Origin of the sequence: Streptosporangium amethystogenes subsp. fukuiense (genome assembly GCF_042665875.1) — a bacterium.
GTDB lineage: Bacteria > Actinomycetota > Actinomycetes > Streptosporangiales > Streptosporangiaceae > Streptosporangium > Streptosporangium fukuiense.
On the sequence record NZ_JBHTEE010000001.1, the window covers coordinates 2,496,347 to 2,517,313 of the forward strand.

The following is a 20,967-nucleotide window of genomic DNA, read 5'->3' on the forward strand; positions in this document are numbered from 1 at the left end:
GTGTGCTCGCCGCGGCGCATGGACAGTATCGAAGTAAGGGATCGCACCGTCATGACAACCGAACGGCACCCCCCGACCCCGAGCCGGTCGCCGCGCGGCGAGGTGTTCGTGTCGGCCGACGAGCTGGCGAGGCTGCTCACCGGCGACCGGCCGCCGATCGTCCTTGACATCCGGTTGGCGAACGACGGGCCGGACGGGCGGCCCGAGTACGCGGCGGGACACATTCCCGGCGCGGTCTTCGTCGACGTGGCGGCGGATCTGCAGAGCGAGCCGGGCGGCCTCGCCGGCAGACGCCCCCTGCCGGACATCGCACGGTTGCAGTCCCGGGCGCGGGAGTGGGGCGTCAACGACGGCGATGCCGTCGTGGTGTACGACAGCGCCTTCGGCACGAAGGCCGGCCGTGCGTGGTGGGTGCTGCGGTGGGCGGGGGTGGCCGACGTCCGCCTGCTCGACGGCGGTCTCAGCGCCTGGGCCGGGCGCGGACACGAGGTGAGCACGGTCGAGCCGGCGCCGCCCCCCGGGACCGTCACCCTCAGCGCCGGCCACCTGCCGGTACTCGACGCGGACGGAGCGGCCGAGTACGCGGCGGCGGGCAGACTGCTCGACGCGCGGGCCCCCGAGGTCTACCGGGGCGAGCCGGCCGAGCCGAGGCGGCCGCGCACCGGGCACATCCCCGGGGCGATCTCCGCGCCGACGCACGGCAACCTGACCGCCACGGGACTGCTCGCCGGCGAGGACACCCTGCGCCGGCGGTTCGCCGGCCTGGGCGCCGACGGGACCGCGCCGGTCGGGGTCTACTGCGGCGGCGGGGTCTGGGCCGCGCACGAGGTGGCGGTGCTGGCCGGCCTCGGCATCCCGGCCGGGTTGTTCGTGGGCTCCTTCTCGGCGTGGGAGGCCGACCCACGGCGCGAGGTGACGGTGGGGGACGATCCGGGCCGCTGACCTGATCGAACCGCCCCGGTGGAGACCTCCGACATTGGCCGAACCGGAGCGGCACCGGCTCGAGATCTCCTCGGACGCGAAGAGCGGATCGGCCGGGCCGCGGGCGCGTTGACCGCGCACGGTGCCGGCGTGAGCGCCATGGTCGCGAGGAATGCCCCGGCCATGCCGCCGACCGTACGGACGCGGTGTCAGCCGGGTGCGCACGGCGTGCCGGGCGGCATTACCCGGCCATCGCGTATCCGGGCTCCGGACGCGGGATCTGTTATCGAGGCCCTGAGGTGCCGCCGGTAATGCCGCAGGTAACTGAGTCCGACGACGCTCCCCCTACCGCGTCGGGGAACCAACACCGTAACGAGCCAATGGGGCATTGCCATGACGAACAGAACATACCGTGCCGACCGGACCCGACGGCTCACCACCGTCGCCGCAGTGGCGTCGACACTGGCACTGACCGCAGCGTGCTCGGCCACCCCGGACGACGGGGCGCCCGCCGCCTCCGCCACCGCGTCGGAGGCGGCCTCGCTCAAGCTCGTCGGCATCCTGACGGTGTCCGCGCCGTCGGTCGGGTTCCCGGACCAGGCGGCGGCGATCGAGGCCGCCGTGTCGGCGGTGAACGACGCCGGCGGCATAGCCGGCCGCAAGGTCGAGTTGACGGTCTGCAACGACCAGGCAGACCCGAACGTGAGCGCGAAGTGCGCCCAGGACGCGGTCGGCCAGGGCGCGATCGCCGTGATCGGCGGCCTGTCGGTCGGTGGCAGCGGCATGGTCCCGGTGCTCGAACAGGCCGGCATCCCGCTGCTCAGCCACCCGATCAACCCGCTTGAGTTCGCCAGTGAGATCTCCTGGCCGATCCCCGGCGGCACACCGGTCTCGTTCAGCGGGGCCGCGATCGGGCTGGTCAAGACCTACGGCTGCAAGAAGGTCGACGCGATCACGCAGTCGCTGCCGTCCTCGATCGCCTCGGCCGACTTCGCCGACGCCGGGTTGAAGTCGCTGGGCATGAACCTGAACGCGAAGATCGCGGTGCCGACCACGAACGCCGACTACGGGCCCCCGGTCGCCCAGGTCGTGTCGAACGGCGCCGACTGCGTGGTGCTCGCGCTCCCGCCGGGCGAGGCCGGCAAGGCGATCGCCGCCCTGGGCTCCGGTGCGCCGGGCGTGAAGGTCGGGCTCGCCGCCGCCTCGCTCACTCAGGCGTTGATCGACCAGGTGGGCAAGGCCGCCGAGGACGTGCTGCTGTCCGACTCGTTCCTGCCGGTGAACAGCGACGAAGCCGGCATGGTCGCCTTCCGTGACGCGATGACGAAGTACAAACCGGACGCGAAGCCGACGTCGGCCGGTGTGGTCGTGTGGTCGGCGGTGGCGGCGGTGAAGGCGGCGGCCGAATCCGTCCAGGGAACGATCGACGCCGCGTCGGTGCAGGAGGCGCTGGGCAAGCTCGACTCCGTGGAGACGGGAGTCGGACCGGCCCTCAATCTCACCTCACCGCTGGGCATCAAGGACTTCGAGCGCATCCTCAACACCAACGTCGTCACGTACACGGTCAAGAACGGCACCTACAGCGCCGCGGCCGAGCCGTTCAGCGTGCTGGACGCCCTCAAGGAAAACGGGTGATCCAGGCCGAAGACCGGGTGACGTCCGACCCCCGGCCGAAAGCCGAGCCGATCCTCGAGGCGGTCCGCCTCGAGGTCGGCTACGGTCACCTCCCGGTGCTGCACGGTCTGTCGCTGGCGGTGCGTCCGGGCGAGATCGTCGCACTGCTGGGTGCGAACGGCGCAGGCAAGACCACGACCCTGATGGCCCTGGCCGGAGTCCTGCCCCCGATCTCCGGCTCGGTCCTGCTCGACGGCCGGCCCGCGCCGGAAGGGGCGCATCGCAGGTCCGACGCCGGCATGGCGTTGATCTGCGAGGACCGCTCGGTGTTCATGGGCCTCACCTGCCGCGAGAACCTCCGCCTCGGCAGAGGGAGCGTCGAGGAGAGCCTGGCGTTGATGCCCGAGCTGGAACCGCTGCTGGACCGCAAGGTCGGGCTGATGTCCGGTGGCGAGCAGCAGATGCTCACCCTGGCACGGGCGCTGGCCGGTTCACCGAAGGTGCTGCTCGCCGACGAGCTGACGCTCGGCCTCGCCCCGCTGATCGTGGCGCGGCTGCTCACCCGGCTGCGCGCCGCCGCCGACCGAGGCGTCGGCGTGCTCATCGTGGAGGAGCGGGTCAAGCGCGCCCTTCAGGTCGCCGACCGCGTCTGTGTACTGCGACGAGGAGAGATCGTGATCGAGGGTACGGCGGCCGAGATGGGCTCGCGGCTGGCCGAGATCGAGGCCAGCTACCTTTCCGCGGCGGCCGACGACCCGACAGCCGCGAGCGGAGGCCGCGACACATGAACGGCGCCATCCAGCTCGCGCTGGTCGGAATGACCTCGGGGTCGTTGCTGGCGCTGACCGCCCTCGGCATCGTGATCGCGTACCGCGGCTCCGGCATCATCAACTTCTCCCACGGCATCGTAGGGACCGTGGCGGCGTTCGCCTACTGGGAACTCAACGCGGGTCTGGGCCTCTCCCCCGTGCTGGCGGTGCCCGGCGCCCTGCTCGCCGCCGCGCTGTGCGGATACCTGACCTACCGGCTGGCGATCCAGCGCATGGCGCGCACGTCGGCGCTGAGCCGCACCATCGTCTCCCTGATCGTGCTCGTCGTCGTGCAGTCGGGGCTGACGTTGCGCTACGGCGCGGACGAGCGCATCGTCCAGTCGATGTTCCCCACCGATCCGGTGTCGTTGTTCGGGATCCACCTGGGCCAGAACCGGATCATCACCTTCCTCATCGCCACCGCGCTCGTCGTCCTGCTCACCGTCTGCTACGGCCGGACCCGGTTCGGGCTGGCCACTTCGGCGCAGGCGGAGAACCCGATCGCGTCGGCGGCCCTGGGCATCTCCCCGGTCAGGATCGCGACCACCAACTGGGTGATCGGCTCGGTGTTCGCCGGCATCGCCGGAGTCCTGCTCGCTCCGATCGTCGGCGTGCAGATCGTCACCCTGACCCACCTGATCGTGCCGGCACTCGCCGCCGCGTTGATCGGCGGCCTGCGCTCGTTCCCGCTGACGTATCTCGGCGCCCTGCTGATCGGGGTGACCCAGGCCGAGGTGACCCGGTACGTGGCCACGCCCGGCTGGGCGGACGCCGTGCCGTTCCTGCTGATCGTGCTGGTGATGGTGTGGCGCGGCGCGGGCGACCGGATCCGTTCGGCCATCGTCGAACGCCGGCCCAAGGTCGGCGCCGGACAGGTCCGTCCCCTCATCCTCCTCGCGCTCGTCGGCGGCGCGATCGTGCTGCTCACGACGGTGTTCGGGCTGCCGTACGTCACGGCCATGACGATCACCTGCACGTACGGGATCATCCTGCTGTCCAGCGTCGTCATCACCGGGTACACCGGGCAGCTCTCGCTCAGCCAGTTCAGTTTCGCCGGCATCGGCGCGGTGCTCACCGGCCTGCTGCTGACCGGCACCGGGATGCCGTTCCTCCTGGCGATCCCGCTGAGCCTGGTCGGGACGTTCGTCGTAGGCGCGGTGCTCGGTGTGCCGCTGCTGCGCACCCGCGGCGTGAACTTCGCGGTGGCCACGCTCGGTTGCGCCGTGGCGATCCAAGGGGTGCTGCTGCAGAACCCCGCGTACTCCGGCGCCTACACGCCCCTGCCGAACCCGCTGGAGCTGTTCGGCTGGCGCATCGACTCACTCGCCCACCCCGAGCGATGGGCGGTCGTGTGCCTGGTCGCATTCGTGCTCGCCGGCCTCGTGGTCGCGAACGTCCGGCGCGGCCGGGTCGGGCGCCGCATGATCGCGGTCCGCACCAACGAGCGGGCGGCCGAGTCCGTCGGGCTGAACCCGTGGCGGGTCCGGCTCTACGCGTTCGCCCTGTCCGCGGCGATCGCCGCGCTCGGCGGGATCCTGGTGGTGTTCCGGCAGCCGACCATGGTGTTCGAGCGGGGATTCCTGGCCTTCGACTCGATCCTGGGGCTGTCCTACGTCGTGCTGGGCGGTATCGGGTACATCGCCGGCCCGTTGCTCGGTGGGCTCGGGCACCCCGGCGGTTTCATCTCCACGCTGCTCGATTCGGACAGCGCGACGATGCCGCTGTGGATCGCCCTCGTCGGAGGCGTGCTGTCCATCTGGTATCTGCAGGTACGTCCGGACGGAGCCGCTGAGGGCCTCGGGCGGCACATCCACCTGCCGCGGCCTCGGCGCCGCCAGGCTCGGGCGGGCACCACCACGGGCACCTCCACGGGCACCTCCACGGGCACCGTCATAAGCACCGCCATGGGCACCGGCCCGGCCGGTCGCGTTCCCGAGCGGGTGCTTGAGGGCGAAGGACTGACGGTGGCCTTCGGCGGCGTGGTCGCGGTCGACGACGTCTCGCTGCGCGTCGGCCCCGGTGAGGTCGTCGGGCTCATCGGGCCGAACGGCGCGGGCAAGACGACGTTGATCGACGCGATCACCGGTGCGACCAACCCGAAGTCGGGCACGGTCACGCTCGACGGCAGGCCGATCGGGTCGATGCGCATGTACCGCCGGGTGCACGAGGGCATCGGGCGGTCGTTCCAGAGCCTTGAGCTGTTCGACGACATGACGGTGGCCGACAACCTCAAGGCGTCGGCCGACGCGCGGTCGAGCAGCGTGTACCTGACCGACCTGGTCTGGCCGCGCCCAACGGCCTTCACCGCCGGAGCACTCGCCGCCGTCGAGCTGTTCGAACTCGGCCCCGACCTCGACCGGCTGCCGACCGAGCTGCCGTACGGCCGGCGCCGGCTGGTCGGCATCGCCCGTGCGGTGGCCGCCGAACCGTCCGTCCTCTGTCTCGACGAGCCGGCGGCCGGGTTGAGCTCGACCGAGTCGGCCGAACTCGGCACCCTGCTCCGGCGGCTCGCCGACGAGCGCGGCATGGGTGTGCTGGTGGTCGAGCACGACATGGAGCTGGTGATGCGGGTGTGCGACCGGCTGATCGTGATGGAGCGCGGGCGGGTCATCGCCGACGGGACGCCTGCCGAGGTACGCCGTGACCCGCGGGTCATCGCGGCCTACCTCGGCGACGAGACCGAGTCGCAGGAGACCGAACCCACGCGCGAGAGAGAGGAAGTCGAGCAATGAGGTCCGACGATCGGATCGAGGCCGCGCTCGCCCGCGCCGTCGAGCTGGGCGAGGTCGGTGTGCAGGTCGCCGCCTACCTCGGTGACGAGCTCATCGTCGACGCGTGGACCGGCGTCGCCGACCCGCGGGACGGCCGGGCGGTCGACGGTGACACCTTGTTCCCCGTGTTCTCGGTGAGCAAGGCGCTCGTCGCCACGGCGATCCAGCTGCAGTGCGAACGAGGGCTCGTGGACATGGAGCAGCCGATCGCGACGTACTGGCCGGAGTACGGCAGGCGCGGCAAGCAGGGCATCACCGTCGGCCACGTGCTCACGCACTGCGCCGGCGTTCCGCACATGCCGCCCGGCCTGGACGCCGGCGGACTCGCGGACCATGACGCGATCACCACCTGGCTCGCGGACGTCGAACCGCTGCACCCGCCGGGTGAACGCTCCATGTACCACTCGATCAGCTTCGGGTACATCCTCGGTGAGGTCATCCGCCGCACCGACCCGAGCCACCGTCCCTACGACCGGTTCCTCCGCGAGGAGCTGTGCCTGCCGATCGGCGCCGACGACGTCTGGGACGTGCTCCCGGCGGAGCACGAGCACCGGGTCGCGCGGCTGACCTGGGGGCCCAACCCGCCGAAGCGCGCGCCGATGACCGGGGTGCCGCTGCTGTCGATGCCGCCGGAGATCCGCCCCGACGCCGACCGCTGGAACGATCCCCGGTTCCGGTCGTCGTCGATCCCGGCGGCCGGCGCGGTGATGTCGGCCCGCGCCGGCGCGCGGTTCTTCAGCATGCTGGCGAACCGCGGCGAGATCGCCGGTCGCCGGTACATCGCGGCCGACCGCCTGCTCGCCCTGACGTCGCCGCGGCCGAACGCCGACGAGTTCGACGAGGTCTACCAGGGAACCACCTGGATCGGCACCGGCGGCTACTGGCTGGGCGGGGAGTCTCCCCGGCCGACCCGCTGCTCGGCCGTTCGACCCAGGTGCTCGCCCACGCCGGGGTGGGCGGATCGATGGGATGGGCCGACCTCGCGACCGGGCTGGCCGTCGTCATCACCCACAACCGGATGTTCCTCGGCGCCCCGCCGGGCGCCGAACCGTTCGTCCCGCTGGCCGACGCCGTGCGCGCGGTCGCGGGACTGGACTGAAGGAGTGACCACGATGGAGTACCGGCCGTTCGGGCGGACCGGCGTGCGGGTGAGCGCCCTGGGCCTGGGGTGCTGGATGTTCGGTGACCGGGCCGACGAGGCCGAGTCGGTCCGGATCATCGACAGGGCGCTCGACCTCGGCGTCAACTTCTTCGACACGGCGAACAACTACGGCGGGGCCCCCGGGCGCAGCGAGTCCGTCGTCGGGGCCGCCCTGGCGAAGCCGTCCAAGCGCGATCGAGTAGTGATCAACACCAAGGCGTACATGCCGGTCGACACCGAGGATCCCAACGGGCGGGGGGTGAGCCGCAGGCACCTGATCCGCCAGTGCGAGGCGAGCCTGCGGCGGCTGCGGACCGACCATGTCGACGTGTTCACCCTGCACCGGTTCGACCCCGACGTACCGGTCGACGAGCCGTTGCGCGCCCTGGACGACCTGGTGCGCGCGGGCAAGGTCCGCTACCTGGGGGTGAGCACCTCCGCCGCGTGGGAGGTCGTCGAGTCACTGTGGGTGGCCAAGGAGTTCGGCCTCAACCGGATCGTGGCCGAGACCCCGCCGTACAACATCCTCGACCGGCGGGTCGAGCGTGAGCTGCTCCCGATGGCCGCGACGTTCGGGCTCGCGGTGAACCCGTGGGCGCCGCTGGGCGGAGGGGTGCTCACCGGCCAGTACCGGCGCGGCGAGCCGCCGCCCGCGGGCAGCCGGTACGGCGCGGGCGGCGTGCTCGCCGGCTTCGCCGGTGACCGGTTCAGCGAGGCCGTGTTCGACGTGCTCGACGTGCTGCGGGTGATCGCGGCCCGTCATGACGTGACCATGGCCCAGCTGGCCTTCTCCTGGGTCTTACGGCGGCCCGGCGTGACGAGTGTGCTGTGCGGGCCGGAGCGGCTGGCCGACCTAGACTCGTGCGCGGAGTCCGCGGCGATCGATTGGACCGCCGAGGATCTGGACGCGATCGACGCGGTGGCCCCGCCGGGCGACAAGATCGCCGGCTGGTACGAACCGATCGGCGGCCCGCGGTTCCGGCCGCATCCGGGCAGGGTCTGACCGGTACCCGGTCATACCGACGCGAGCGGCCGGGATTCGCCCCGGCCGCTCGCGTCACCGCCGGTTCGTCACCTTCTGGAACTCACCCTGATCGCATCCGAGCCGCCGCCAAGGGCGAGAGAGTCCTCTCTCCTGCGATGGCGGCGGGGCGATCCTTCGGCCGGGAAACGCTGAACATGACGGGGGACGTGCTCGCGGTACGCCTCAGTATCCTCGACACCCTCCATGTACGAGGCGGACGCCGTCCTTACGGCCGCAGGAGGCCGGTAAGGTCTGGTTGCCGATCGTTCGGAGGTGGGAGCAGAGGTGTCGGCCATCCGGCTGCTGGTACTCGGGGCCATCCGTGAACGCGGCAGGGCGCACGGTTACCAGGTGCGCAGCGATCTGGAGAGCTGGGGGGCGCACGAGTGGTCCACGGCCAAACCCGGCTCGATCTACCACGCGCTCAGGCAGCTAGCCAAGCAGGGACTGCTGCGCGCCCACGAGATCGCGCCGAGCACCGCGGGCGGACCGCCGCGAACGGAGTACGAACTCACCGGCGAAGGTGACGCGGAGTTCCTGAGCCTGCTGCGCACGGCCCTGGCCAGACATGACCAGAGAATCGATGAGCTGACGGCCGGGGTGGGTTTCCTCACCTGCCTGCCCCGCCAAGAGGTGATCGCGCTGCTGAAGGAGCGGATGGCGGCCCTTGAGGGCTGGCGGGCGGAGGTCGCTCGCCACTGGACACCCGACAGCGCCGGCTCCCAGGACGGGGAGCCGATCACCGAGATCATGCGACTCTGGACGCACTTCTCCGGTAGCGGCGCCGAGTGGACCCGCGACCTGATCGAACGCCTGGAAAAAGGCGCGCACGCCTCCTGAGCGGCCGTTTTCGGTGCCGTTGGGTCTCGCGCGGACCGGCCCGCCCCTGGCTCGGGTGAGCGACGCCTCCGGTCACGGACCCGCGTTCGCCGGAGGTGTCCCCGCGCGGGTACCCGGCAATTCGGAAAGCGTCGCCGTCCATTCGCCGGTACGCTCGGATCTTGCAGTAGTAAAATTTGACTACTGATCCCCCAGAGGAGCGACATGGCCAACGAGACGACCGTGCCCGCACTGCCCTGCCGATCGATCGACGAGATCGAAGAGTTCTACACCGCGTTGGGGTTCACCAGGACCTACCACCAGGTTCGCCCGAACCCGTACCTCGCCCTACGGCGGGAGGACATCCACCTGCACTTCTTCGCCATGCCGGGCTTCAACCCGGAGGACTCCTACGGCACCTGCATCATCACCGTCCCCGACACCGGAGTCCTCTTCCGCGCCTTCGCCGAGGGCATGCGATCCGCGTACGGCAAGCTCCTGATCTCCGGGATCCCCCGGATGACCAGGCCCAGGAAACGGAAGAACGCCGACAACCTCGCCGGGTTCACGATCGTCGATCCGGGAGGGAACTGGATCCGGATCTTCCCCTCGTCCAAGGACGCGATCCAGCAGGAACCCCCGACCGGCAGACTCGCCACGGCACTGCGGAACGCCGTCGTCATGGGCGACTCCCACGGCGATCACCGGCAGGCCGCCAAGATCCTCGACGGCGCCCTGGCCCGAGCGCAGGACCCGCCTAGCATGGACCTCGTCGAAGCACTCCTCTACCGTGCCGAGATAGCCGTGGCCCTCTCCGATCGGGAGCGAGCGGGCGAGCTGTTGGCGCGCGTCCGCGAGATGCCCCTGGACGCCTCGGCAAGGGAACGGCTGTCCGAGTCGCTGGCCGGCGCGGACGACCTCGAAGCGATCCTGGCGGCCGACCGAGCCGAGCCTCAGGCGGGATGCGGTTCAGAGCGGTAATCGAGGCGCCTCGGTCGTTCGACCGTGTCGTCATCGACCTGTCGGCGCCGAACGAAGAGGACTTCGCCGTCGACTGCCGCATGCTGGACGAAATCAACCCGAGCGACGCTCTTCCCGCTGTACCGAGGCAGCGGACCACAGGATGGTTCCGGTGGAAACCGGACGTGAGCCAAAGGACACCGTCCGTCAATTCCGATATTCCGAAATTTCGAATTTATGGTTAACTTGAGGCATGCCATCCATCCTCAGCATGCTCCTGACCACAGTGCTGACGGCCCCGATGACCGTCGCCGCCCCCGCCGACCTCAAGGACACCGAGGCCGTACTCGCCTACATCCAGGCCCACCCCGACGACGTCGCGCTGGTGACCCAGGGCATCAGCCACAACGCCGATCGCCTCGCCCCCGTGGCGTCGAGCATCAAGATCATCCATCTCGCCGCCTACGCCGACGCCGTCCGCGAGGGGAAGGTGAAGCCGGGCGAACACGTCCCCGTGGCCCTGTGGAACGCCTACCACCTGCCCGGCACCGATGGCGGCGCCCACGAAGCGGCGCTCGAACGACTCAGGCCCGGTGCGAGCGTCACACTCGACCAGCTCGTCTCCGCCATGATCGAGGAGAGCGACAACGCCGCCGCCGACCTGCTGCGCGACCGCCTCGGCCCCGGCGCGCTACGCAAGATCGCGAAAACTCGCGTCGGGACCGTCAACGGCGAGATACTGCGCGCCTTCGGCGGCTGCACGCTGCCCGCCGACGTCTGCCTGAAGAACTACGTCAAGGCCGGCAAGCAGGTTCGGCCCACGCTCCCCGGCTTCGCCCAGCAGGCCACCTGGGCCGAGACCGTGACCCGCGTCGAGCCTGGCGTGCTGCGCGGAGTGCTCGCCGGACTCAGGAAGGACAGGACGGCGAGCAAGCACCTGGAGTGGCCGATGCGCCAGCCCGGCGCCGACCCCCGCACGCTCCTCATCGGCACCAAGGGCGGCGCGCTGCCCGGCGTGATCAGCGAGGCCATGTACACCGTCCGGCCAGGTGAGAAGCCGCGCGAGACCGTCTTCGCACTGCGGCGGCTGCCCGAGGCGACCTGGCTCTCCGGAATGCAGAGCTATGCTCACCAGCAGTTCATCGTGCGGATGGCGACCGATTCCGTCTTCTTCGCGAAAGTTCGCACAGCATTGAAGTGAGGAAGCCCTGACCAGCGACAACGACCGGATTCAGGATCTCGAGGCGCGGGTCGCCGCCCTTGAGGCCGCCCTCACAGCTGCTGAGCCACCGGCGGCCGACGACGACACCGGCCTGTTCACCTACGGCGGCCAGGCCAGGCTCGGCGGCTACCGGTGGCTATGGGAGATAGCCCGCAGCCCCGGCTGGTTGCTTCAGCAACCGACCGGGCCGCTGGCCGCCATACTGGCCGCCGCCGGACACCCGGCGCGCTTCGAGATCCTGCAGTCGCTGGTCGTCGGCCCCAAGCCGGTCGCCGACCTGCAGGCCGAACTGGCTCTCTCCTCCCCCGGCCAGCTGTACCACCACCTCAAGACGCTGACCTCGGCCGGACTGGTCGAACAGCCCGAGCGAGGGGTCTACCGGGTGCCGCCACACGCGATCTTCCCCGTGCTGGCCCTGGCAGCCGCCGCGATCGACGTGGCCGAGCGCCCCGGCGCCCCGGCGAAACCTCACGATCTTCCCGGCTGAGGTTCGGTGGGCACCCGAGACCTGCCACGCCGGCACCCCGCTCCCCTGGTCCTGCCGAATGCCGGAAGCCGAGTGCGGCGGGCGGTCGTCGACCGCCCGCCGTACTCGGTCAGATCAGAGCCGCTGCCACAGGGCGGGAACGTTCGGCGGTTCCCAGCCGGGCAGTGAGATGTGACCCTGCAGGCACCGGTAGCCGACGCCGTCGTAGGTCACGGTGTCCCCCACCGCGTACGAGGTCCAGGTCTGCCAGGTGCCACCGCCCTGTCCACCGCCGACGGTGAGACTGAAGGTGGCCGAGCGGTCGGCGCTCGTGCCGTCGGCGTTGAGGTTGATCGTGTAGGTCCCCGCGGGGGTGCTCGCCGAGGTGGCGATCGTGACCGCGGAGGACTGGCCGGAGTTGATGTTCGCCGGGCTGAAGGACGCGGTCGCGCCGGAGGGCAGGCCGGAGGCGCTCAGCGCGACCGCCTGCGCGTTACCGGAGGTCACCTGGGTGCTGAGCGTCGCGCTTGCCGACTGGCCGGGCTGGACCGAGGCCGAGGACGGGCTCACCGAGACCGAGTAGTCGTTGGCCGGAGGAGGGGTGTCCCCCACGGCGAGCTTCCACAGGGCGTTGGCGGCGCCGTCCGCGTTGCGGTCCAGCGCGGTGGCGTTGATGTTGGAGGTGGTGTCGCAGGCGGAGTGGTAACAGCGGTCGAAGGCCTGGCCCGCGGTGCCGCCCCACTTGGCGGCCTGAGCCGAGCTCTTCACGCTGGAAGCGCCGGTGAAGACGCCGCCCACCCTGACGCCCGCGTTCTTGAACGGGGCGTGGTCGCTGCGGCCGTCACCCTCGGTCTCGATCTCGGTCGGGACGTTGAGCGTGGCGTAGTAGTCCTTGAAGATCTTCTCGATGGCCGGGTCGTCGTCGTAGACGAAGTAGCCCGGGTTCGGTGAGGCGGTCATGTCGAAGTTGAGGTAGGTGTCGACCCCGCTCGCGCCGCCGTTCTGAACGTAGTGGGTCGAGCCGCGCAGACCGAGCTCCTCGGCGCCCCACCAGGCGAAGCGGACGTGCTTGGTCAGCGTGGGGTTGCGGTCGGCCAGCGTCAGCGCGACCTCCAGCAGGGTCGCCGAGCCCGAACCGTTGTCGTTGATACCGGGACCGGCCGTGACGCTGTCCAGGTGGCTGCCCAGCATGACCGTCGGGCCGGTGGGACCGGCGGGCCAGTTGGCGATCAGGTTGGCATGGGTCTGGCCGTTGTAGGTGAAGTTCTGCACCGTCGTGCTGTAGCCGGCCGCGTCGAGTCTGCCCTTGATGTAGTTCAGCGAGGCGGTGTAGCCGGAGGTGGCCGAGGCCCGGTTGCCGCCGTTGCCGGAGGCGATGGACTGCAACTGGTTCAGGTGCGCCGTCACGTTGGCCACCGGGATGTCCGGGCCGGTCGGGTCGGGCGGGTTGCCGGCGGTGACGGTCAGGGAGTAACCCGCCGTCCGGTCCACGTCGGCGCCGTCGGCGGTGACCGTCACCGAGGAGGTGCCGCTGGGCGTGCTCCCCGAGGTGGCCAGCGTCAGCGTCGAGGTCTGGCCCGCCGTGATGGTGGCAGGGCTGAAAGACGCGGTCGCGCCGGAGGGCAGGCCGGAGGCCCGCAGCGTGATGGACTGGGCGCTGCCGCCGGTCACCGTGGTCCCCACGGTGGCGGTGGTGGACCGGCCGGCCTGCACACTGCCCGAGGTCGGGCTGAGGGAGACCGAGAAGTCGTTGCCGGGCGGGTTCACCGTGCAGGTCGCCTCGCCGCTCTGCGCCGGGACGTTGACGGCGGCCCACGCGGCCTTGGTCGCGTTGACCTCGACGCAGCTGTTCGGGAAGAGCTGCTTGGCCGCGGCCACGGTGGTCAGGCGCGCCTTGGCGTGCGTCCACGGAACGGTCTTGCTGTTCAGGCCGCCCATGAAGATCTGACCGGCCTTCTGGATGCCGATGCCGGTCAGGCCGGCCGGTCCGGAGCAGACGGTGCTGGCGGGCTTGCCGGGCGGGTTGGTGCCCTCGGCGAGCAGGTAGAACCAGTGGTTCTGCGGTCCGGCCGCCGCGTGCACCTCGGTGTTGGGGATCGAGGAGCTGTAGCAGTTGGGGTCGCCGAGCGCACCGGGGTTGTACATGTTGCGAATCGGCCCCTGGCCGACCAGGTTGACCTCTTCGCCGACCAGGTAGTCCGGCGGGTCGGCGGCGTTGGCGGCGAAGTGCTCGGTCAGCGCGCCGAAGATGTCGCCGGTCGACTCGTTCAGGCCGCCGGCCTCGTTGCCGCTGCCCGCCCCGCCGGAGCCGGAGAACTGGAAGATCGCGTGGCCGTACTCGTGGCCGACCACGTCCATCGGGGTGGCCTGCTGGTTGTTGGCCTGGTTGTGGCCGAAGTTGGTGTAGGACCCGTTCCAGTAGGCGTTGACCTCGTTCAGGCCGACGCGGGAGGGGAAGGCGCCGCCGGAGCCGTTGAACCCGTTGCGGCCCAGCCAGTCGCGCAGCATGTCCCATTCCTTCTGCGCCGCGTACATGGCGTCGACGCAGGCGGTCTCCAGGCTGGTGCCCTGGCCGTTGCCCCAGGCGTCGTCGGTCCCGGTGTAGGCCGACCCGTTCTGGCCGCCGCAGCGCAGGCCAGGACGGGTGGCGTCGGTCATCGAGTACGAGCTGCCGGAGCCCGAGGTCTGGATGGCCAGCGGGCTGCCGTTGTAGAAACCGTTTCCGCTGCCGGCGCGGACGTCGTCGTAGGAGTCCACGATCGACCCGTCGAGGGCGTCCACGAAGACGTGCAGGACGCTCGGGGCCTCCTTGGTGGCGCCGGTGACGACCACCTCCCACGCCAGCCTGGGCTGCCTGCCGGCCGCGTGCACGACCAGCCGGGGGGTGCTCACACTCTCCACGGTGGGCAGCTCGCCGCGGGCGGTGACGGCCGCGGTGGCGGCGTCGACCCTGCTCCTGACCTCCACCTTGATCTCGGCTCGCTGGCCCGAGGCCACGGACCCGACCTCCTGGCCCGTCCTGTCGGTGGTGACGATCACGTCACCGCCGTAGACGGGCAGCCCGCGGTGGGTACGGGAGTAGGTCAGGTACTGCAGGCCGCGGGTTCCCACGATGGTGTTCGTGAGCGTGAACTCGTCCTGCGCCGTCTTGAACAGGGCCTCGGACCTGGCGGCGAGGGCGCCGCCGGCGCTGGAGACCGCGCGCCTGCGGGATTCTGGATCCGGCGGCGCGAACGCCGGCGGATCTGCGGACATGGTGCGGGCGGCGATGCCCGCGGGGGCTGTGGCGGCGCCGGCGGCGCTCACCACCGAGGTCGTGGTCATGGCGACGGCGGCCAGTACGGCGACCGCGCCCAGTTTGACCTTGGGATTCACTCGGGGTGACTCCTCTCGGTGTCCCTTGGGGGGGTGGAGGGATGCAAGGAGCCCTGGCGTTTTGGGCTGGACCAAAGCTGACACCGTGAGTGCGGGACGAGTACCCTACGAAATTGCATAACTTCGCGATATAGACGGCTAAACAGGTGTAGAAAGCGGCACGTGGCGCCTCAGCCATGACGTGTAGACGGGGGCGCGCCGCACCTCGGCCCAGTAGGTTCTGGTGACGGCCTGGACCAGTTCGTGCCCGTACCGGGCGACCGGTCCTTGCTCGGTCCACCCGATCATGTGCCGGAAGCGCAGCGGGGTCCCGGCGAGTGGCCGGATGGCGATTCCCGGGTGGCCCTTGCTGGTCGCCTGGAACATGCCGACACACCGGGCCGAGGAAATGAGGTCGACGGCAAGGCTGAGGTCGGCGGAGTAGGCGACCTTCGGGGTGAAGCCCTGCCGGGCGCAGGCGGACCAGAAGTGTTCGCGGTGCCCGGCCTCGACCAGTGCGTGCATGACCCAGTCCTCACCGGCGAGATCACGCAGCTCGATCTCCTCCTGCCGGGCGAGCAGGTGGGAGGCGGCCACCCCGACGAAGATCGGCTCGACGGCCACGCCCGCGTAGACCACTCCCGGAGGCGGGAGGAGCTCGTGTCCCGGATAGTCGCCGAGGGTGGCGAGCTCCAGGCGCCCGGACTCCAGGAGTCCGGGCAGCAGGTCCATCGCCTCCTCGGTACGGACGATGATGTCGGCACCGTCCAGCAGTTCACCAAGGCACCCGATGACGTTTATCGCTAGATGGCTGGACATGCAGCCCAGGCGAATCCTGATCTTCTCCGGGGGCTGCTCGGCATAGCGCATGCCGTCCCGCCGTAACTCGTCGAACGCCGGCAGCAGCGACCGTGCCCTGATCAGCACCCATGCGCCGAGATCGGTGGGCCGCGCCCCCTCCCGGCCTCGCTCGAACAACGGCCCGCCGAACATCCGCTCGATGCGCCGCAACTGCGTGGCGAGCGCGGGCTGCGACATCTTGAGTGCGACGGCCGCCTTGGAAATGCTGCCCGAATCGGCGATCGCACAGATTGCTCGTAGGTGACGCACCTCTAGGTCCACGCCGGGAGCTTAATAGTAAAGAATCTTTCCGGTAAGACCCAAGTTTCAGATGCGGCACGCATGCGTTCCTGGCCGCCGAGATCGCCGGCCACGGCGCCGGTGAGCAGACCCTCGCGCAGCGGCCGCCTCTTTACCGCGCGAGCAGCGGGAGCGCCGGGAAGGTGTGGTCCTGCCACAGCAGCCGCGAGGTCTCTTCCGGGTAGGCGGTGACCATCGACGGCGTGTCGAAGAGCTGTGCGAGGCGGTGGCCGGCGTCGTACGCGGGCCAGCCCGGATCGCCGTGAGCGGCGAACGCCGTCCACGCCCCGCGGATCTGCGCGGACAGCCCCTCCGCCACCGGGAAGGGCGGGTCACCGATCAACATGGCGGGCTGTCCGCTGCTCAGGTTGCCGAAGACGAGCGGTACGTCCAGGCCGTGGCAGGCGCCGAGGGCACCACCCAATCCCGGGGCGGACCAGGTCAGTTCGTAGAGGTGGGCCTGGCCGCCGCCGGCGATCTGCGCGTCGGCAAGGTGGAGACTCGGCATGCGGAACAACCAGTCCGCGTTGACCAGCTCGTACAGCTCCTCATCGGCCGCGGCCGGGAATGCCTCCCGGTACCGGCGTGCGCCGTCCGGGCCGGGGGCGAGCATGTGCAGAGCGGTCTCGGTCTGCTCGTGCGTGACCTGGCCGAGCACGCCGTCGATCAGGCTGAACAACCGGTGCTCGTCACGAGTGTGCCCGACGAGAAGTCCGACGTCCCGGGCGGCGCCGGCAGCCAGCGCCTGCCAAGGGGGCGCCAGCAGGACGTCACCGTCGACAACCGGTGCGAACGGGATCGGCCGGTGTGTGATCTGCCCCCAGCGCTCTCGCCACTGGACCATCTTGGCGAAGACCGCGTCGCCCGCGGCGGGCAGCCGGGCCGGGGCCACCGCCGACAGGCCGGACACCGTGGGCCGTACCCCCAACTCGGCGGCGCAGGCGGCGGCGATGTCGGCGGCCAGCTCGGGGGAGAAGAACGTCCCTGGCACGCTCTGCGCGACCGCCCGGCGAAAGAGCCCGGCGGCGCGCGGCATGGCCAGCAACGCGGCGACCGATCCGCCGCCCGCCGACTGGCCGAAGACCGTGACCCGGCCCGGGTCGCCGCCGAACATCCGGATGTTGTCCCGCACCCACTGCAAGGCCGCGACCTGGTCGAGCAGTCCCCGGTTGGCCGGGGCTCCACCGATCTGCGCGAAACCCTCAATACCGAGACGGTAGTTGAGGGTCACGACCACGGTTCCGCTCCCGGCCAGGTGCCCGGCGTCGTATTCCGGGAGGCTGGAGTCGCCCAAGGCGTAACCGCCGCCGGGGATCCACACCATCACCGGGAGCCCCGCCGCCGGATCCGGTTCCGGCGTCCAGACGTTGACCGTCAACCAGTCGTCGCCGGCGGTGTCCTGAGACACCCCGAGCACGCCGGACTGCGGGGGCGACGGGCCGTACGCGACCGCCGGGCGCGCGCCGTCCCAGCTGCGCACCGGCTGAGGCGCGGCGAACCGGAGGGCGCCGACCGGCGGCTCGGCGAACGGGATGCCGCGGAAGACCGCCAGGCCCGCCTCCCGGCCGCCGCGGAGGACACCGGCCGCCGTACGGACTTCCGGCTCGGACTCAGAGGGCCTGCTGGATGCGGTGACGGCCATTCTGCGGTTTCCTCTCCGGTCTGGCTAGGCCGAGCATCCCAATGCGCGCCGTCCGCGGGCAAACCATTTAGGCCTCTTAGCGCTGGGCTTCTATGACCTCTCCGACCCCAGGACCTGGGTCTATCGGCCGGCGCTCCGGCTTCTGCGAACGTTGATGAGACTTCGAGGATTCTGAAGGTCTATCGTCCTGGTCGTTCGTCTTGCGAAGGTGAAGGCGAGTGGCCGCCCGGTCGAGATAGGAGATCGGGGTGAACGGCTCGAACGACAGGGCGTCGCAGGTCAGGCATGCGGCTTCCCTTCTCCGTGCTCGCGGCCGACGTCGGCCGTTTCCCGGCCGGTGGACAAGGGCCTTTCTCGCTTTCGGCCGTTCCTTTAGTCTTCCTTCTCGTGTTCCGACGATCATGGATGCTCTGGGCCGCAGCCATGCTGACCGCGCTCGCTCCCAGCCTTTACAACAGCAAGATGAGCGATCCGACTCGGCCCTCTCCGCTTCCGAACGTGACTCCAGCCGCCAGGTAGCCGATCCGTCGGCTTCAGCCTGGGTGCCTGAGGGTGTCGGGGTTAGAAGATTTCCCGACATCCCCGCCAAGGGACCCCTCGGCGGCCTGGGAAACCGGACACCGGCGGACAAGCGACGCTCCGGACGGCTGATTTGGAGGCTGAATTGACGACCGTCTCCAACACGAACACGATCAAGCAGAAGCCCCGACCAACCAGCCCCATTCACCCACCCGTAACGATCACGAACCGTAATCGTGATCACTCACCCAGCTGCTTTGGGGCTGGGACAGCTTCGGGAGCGGAGGTCCTTGTCGAAGGCATCACGGTGGTGAAGATGTTCGGGCAGCAAGCGGCGGCTTCCTCCGCGACGGCCGGGTGTTGCTCTGGTGGTCGGCTGGTTCGGAGAGGTGGTGTCAGCGAGTGTCACACCCGCACGAGGGGTTAGCGCGAGCGCTAGCCGAGGCGGAGCAGCAGGTGCGCCTCTACCGGCGGCTCGTCGAGGCCGATCACGACCGCCACTCTCCCGGCCTGGCAAGCGCGTTGGACGCCCATGCCCTTCTCCTCGGCCTGTCGGCTCGTCGGGAGGACGCGGTGCCGGTCGCCCAGGAGGCCGTCGACCTCTACCGTGACCTGACCAGAAGGAAGCCCGGCGAATACGCCTCGGCCTTCGCCTCGTCGCTGATCAACCTCGGCAACCAGTTGGCCGAGCTCGGCCATCACCACCGCGCTCTCGTTCCCATGCGAGAAGCCGTCGAGTTGTGTCGCCATCTCACCTCGGCCGGCCCGGAACTGGTCTCGTCACTGGAATTCATCGGCATCAAGCTGGGCGAGATGGGTCGCCATGACGAGGCGCTCGACGCCCTCAACGAGGCAATGGACTTGCGTCGGCCGCTCATCGAAACGGGGAGGACGGAGCACGCCATCGACCACTGGACCGGGCTGGTCGCCCTCATCCACCAGTTGCACGAAATGGGCCGCGACGGCGAGGCGCAGCCGTACCAGCAGATGGCCGCCCGCTACCACCGCCGCATAGCGGCGACGCAGCCGGACTTCATCGCATTCCTCGACGAGCTGCTGAACGAGCACGGCTACTCCGTGACCGCGACCGGCTTCCGCCGCAACCCCGGTCACAGAGCGGCGAGCACGCCGAGCCGGGACTTGCTCGTCCGCCTGCACGAGCAGAACGAGGAGGGCATGCGGCTGATGAGGGCGGGACGCCTCGACGACGCCCTCGTTCTCTTCCAGCAAGCGATCGACGTCCTGAACGGAGAATCGGCCGCCGCCGCGACGGCATCTCCGCTGCACAACCTCGCTCTCGTGCTGACGAAGCTCGGCCGATACGGCGAAGCCCTCGGCCCTCTCGACCGTGCCGTGCACATCCACCGCGCCCTGGCGACATCCGATGCCAGGCGCCTGCCGCAGCTCGCCTCGTCCCTGAACAACCTCGGCTGGCTCCTCCTGGCGCTCAGCCGGTTCGAGGATGCCCTGGTCCCCCTGAACGAGGCCGTCGCTCTCTACCGCCGGCACGTCGAATCGCCCGACGGACACGCACGCAGCCTCTACAACCTCGGCGTCGGGTTGGGGCACCTCCGGCGCCACCGCGAGGCCGTGACCGCGGCCGAGGAAGCCATCAACCTGCTGCGCCCGCTGGCCGCCTCCGACCCCGGCGCTCATCGCGCCAGCCTCGCGGACGCGCTGACCTGGCTCGGCAAGCAGCTCAGGCACCTCGGTCGCGACCGCGAGGCCCGCGCCGCAGAGCGTGAGGCCAGGCGCCTCTAGGGCCTGTACGGACTTCGGACCTTCAGGCGGATTCTTAGTTATGCCGCCGGCTCGACGACGAGTTCTGACCGAAGCCCAGCCAGACGCTCCTGGTCAGCGAAGCCTGCGTCCGCTGCCCGATGGTCAATCCCAAGCCGAGTTCGCCCGCGCCTTCTGCTGCCGATGCCTGAGAGCCGACGAATCGACCGGCCGAGTCGGCCAGTCGCCGCTGTCCGTTCTCGCCCCTGGCCCGCATGCGGTCGACCAGTTCCAGCGCCGCCCACAACGCGGTGCCCGACGAGGCGCCAACCGGCAGCCCGGTGACCTCGCGGACGTGCCGGGCCGCCGCCACACTGGCCGCGTCGGGCACGGGGACGACCAGGTCCACGAGGTCGGGCCGGAAGCCGGGCTCGACGCGTGGCCGTCCGATGCCCTCGATCCGCGACGGCATCCCGGTGCCGTAGTCGGGCAAGTCGAGGGTCCATCCCGGGAAATAGGCCGAATTCTCGGGATCCGCCACCGCGACCCGGCAGCTCTCACCGTGGGACTGGATCCACTGACCGAGGGTGGCCGAGGTCGCTCCGGTGCCCGCGCCCGTCACCACCCAGTTCCGCCCGGAGATAGAACTCGACGGCACCACGACCCGGGTAATGGTCGAACAGACCGTGGCGATCGACCCGATCCGCCTTGGAGACTTCGCCGGGCGCCTCTCTCGCTATGAGCTGGACAAGGTCAGCAAGGCTCTTCGCCTGGTCTTCGCTCTCTCCCCATAGCGGAGCGCAACACCGGGGCGGCTTGGCCCCTCGGTCAGCTCCTCCCGGACTC

General features: G+C 70.3%; 15 protein-coding genes. 11 read left to right on the forward strand and 4 right to left on the reverse strand.

The window, feature by feature from the left end; all coding sequences use genetic code 11:
- The first annotated feature begins 51 nt into the window (after positions 1 to 51).
- From ACFQVD_RS10930 to ACFQVD_RS10970, 9 genes are all read left to right on the forward strand, one after another.
- Positions 52 to 942: a sulfurtransferase gene (locus ACFQVD_RS10930; RefSeq protein ID WP_364153572.1), complete on the forward strand. Its 891-nt coding sequence runs from the start codon at positions 52 to 54 to the stop codon at positions 940 to 942.
- A gap of 372 nt (positions 943 to 1,314) precedes the next feature.
- On the forward strand, positions 1,315 to 2,556 hold the full coding sequence (locus tag ACFQVD_RS10935; protein WP_343965926.1) for an ABC transporter substrate-binding protein: 1,242 nt from the start codon (positions 1,315 to 1,317) through the stop codon (positions 2,554 to 2,556).
- Positions 2,553 to 3,323 carry an ABC transporter ATP-binding protein gene (locus tag ACFQVD_RS10940; RefSeq protein WP_343965928.1) on the forward strand — a complete coding sequence of 257 codons (771 nt, stop codon included), beginning with the start codon at positions 2,553 to 2,555 and terminating at the stop codon, positions 3,321 to 3,323. The genes ACFQVD_RS10935 and ACFQVD_RS10940 overlap by 4 nt, the downstream gene beginning before the upstream one ends.
- Complete coding sequence (locus tag ACFQVD_RS10945) at positions 3,320 to 6,076, forward strand: ABC transporter permease subunit (RefSeq protein ID WP_343965930.1); 2,757 nt, start codon at positions 3,320 to 3,322, stop codon at positions 6,074 to 6,076. Before ACFQVD_RS10940 ends, ACFQVD_RS10945 begins: the two co-directional genes overlap by 4 nt.
- On the forward strand, positions 6,073 to 8,259 hold the full coding sequence (locus tag ACFQVD_RS10950; protein ID WP_386368474.1) for an aldo/keto reductase: 2,187 nt from the start codon (positions 6,073 to 6,075) through the stop codon (positions 8,257 to 8,259). Before ACFQVD_RS10945 ends, ACFQVD_RS10950 begins: the two co-directional genes overlap by 4 nt.
- Positions 8,260 to 8,553: 294 nt before the next feature.
- Positions 8,554 to 9,120, forward strand: coding sequence for a PadR family transcriptional regulator (locus tag ACFQVD_RS10955; protein ID WP_386270999.1), 567 nt, complete (start codon positions 8,554 to 8,556; stop codon positions 9,118 to 9,120).
- Positions 9,121 to 9,324: 204 nt separating this feature from the next.
- Positions 9,325 to 10,080, forward strand: a complete 756-nt coding sequence (locus tag ACFQVD_RS10960; RefSeq protein ID WP_343965938.1) for a VOC family protein — start codon at positions 9,325 to 9,327, stop codon at positions 10,078 to 10,080.
- A 232-nt stretch (positions 10,081 to 10,312) separates the two neighbouring features.
- Positions 10,313 to 11,260, forward strand: coding sequence for a serine hydrolase (locus ACFQVD_RS10965; RefSeq protein WP_343965940.1), 948 nt, complete (start codon positions 10,313 to 10,315; stop codon positions 11,258 to 11,260).
- Between the two features lie 187 nt (positions 11,261 to 11,447).
- Complete coding sequence (locus ACFQVD_RS10970) at positions 11,448 to 11,768, forward strand: ArsR/SmtB family transcription factor (protein ID WP_343965942.1); 321 nt, start codon at positions 11,448 to 11,450, stop codon at positions 11,766 to 11,768.
- Between the two features lie 114 nt (positions 11,769 to 11,882).
- Here the strand turns inward: ACFQVD_RS10970 and ACFQVD_RS10975 are convergent, their stop codons facing one another.
- The 3 genes from ACFQVD_RS10975 to ACFQVD_RS10985 all read right to left on the reverse strand — a co-directional run bounded on the left by ACFQVD_RS10975 (position 11,883) and on the right by ACFQVD_RS10985 (position 17,883).
- Entirely contained in the window at positions 11,883 to 15,122 is a 3,240-nt protein-coding gene (locus ACFQVD_RS10975; protein WP_343965944.1) for a M28 family peptidase, read from the reverse strand.
- A 138-nt stretch (positions 15,123 to 15,260) separates the two neighbouring features.
- Complete coding sequence (locus tag ACFQVD_RS10980) at positions 15,261 to 16,223, reverse strand: LysR family transcriptional regulator (protein WP_343965947.1); 963 nt, start codon at positions 16,221 to 16,223, stop codon at positions 15,261 to 15,263.
- A gap of 130 nt (positions 16,224 to 16,353) precedes the next feature.
- A complete protein-coding gene (locus ACFQVD_RS10985) occupies positions 16,354 to 17,883 on the reverse strand; it encodes a carboxylesterase/lipase family protein (RefSeq protein WP_343965949.1) in 1,530 nt (509 codons plus the stop codon).
- A 975-nt stretch (positions 17,884 to 18,858) separates the two neighbouring features.
- On the opposite strand from ACFQVD_RS10985, the gene ACFQVD_RS10990 reads away from it, so the two are divergent.
- Entirely contained in the window at positions 18,859 to 20,163 is a 1,305-nt protein-coding gene (locus ACFQVD_RS10990) for a tetratricopeptide repeat protein (protein ID WP_343965951.1), read from the forward strand.
- A gap of 34 nt (positions 20,164 to 20,197) precedes the next feature.
- Here ACFQVD_RS10990 and ACFQVD_RS10995 read toward each other — a convergent pair whose 3' ends face one another.
- Positions 20,198 to 20,782 carry a pyridoxal-phosphate dependent enzyme gene (locus tag ACFQVD_RS10995; RefSeq protein ID WP_386368477.1) on the reverse strand — a complete coding sequence of 195 codons (585 nt, stop codon included), beginning with the start codon at positions 20,780 to 20,782 and terminating at the stop codon, positions 20,198 to 20,200.
- On the opposite strand from ACFQVD_RS10995, the gene ACFQVD_RS11000 reads away from it, so the two are divergent.
- Positions 20,709 to 20,915 (forward strand): type II toxin-antitoxin system PemK/MazF family toxin, encoded by a 207-nt coding sequence (locus ACFQVD_RS11000; protein ID WP_386368479.1) that lies wholly within the window; start codon positions 20,709 to 20,711, stop codon positions 20,913 to 20,915. The genes ACFQVD_RS10995 and ACFQVD_RS11000 overlap by 74 nt on opposite strands.
- Positions 20,916 to 20,967: the final 52 nt, after the last annotated feature.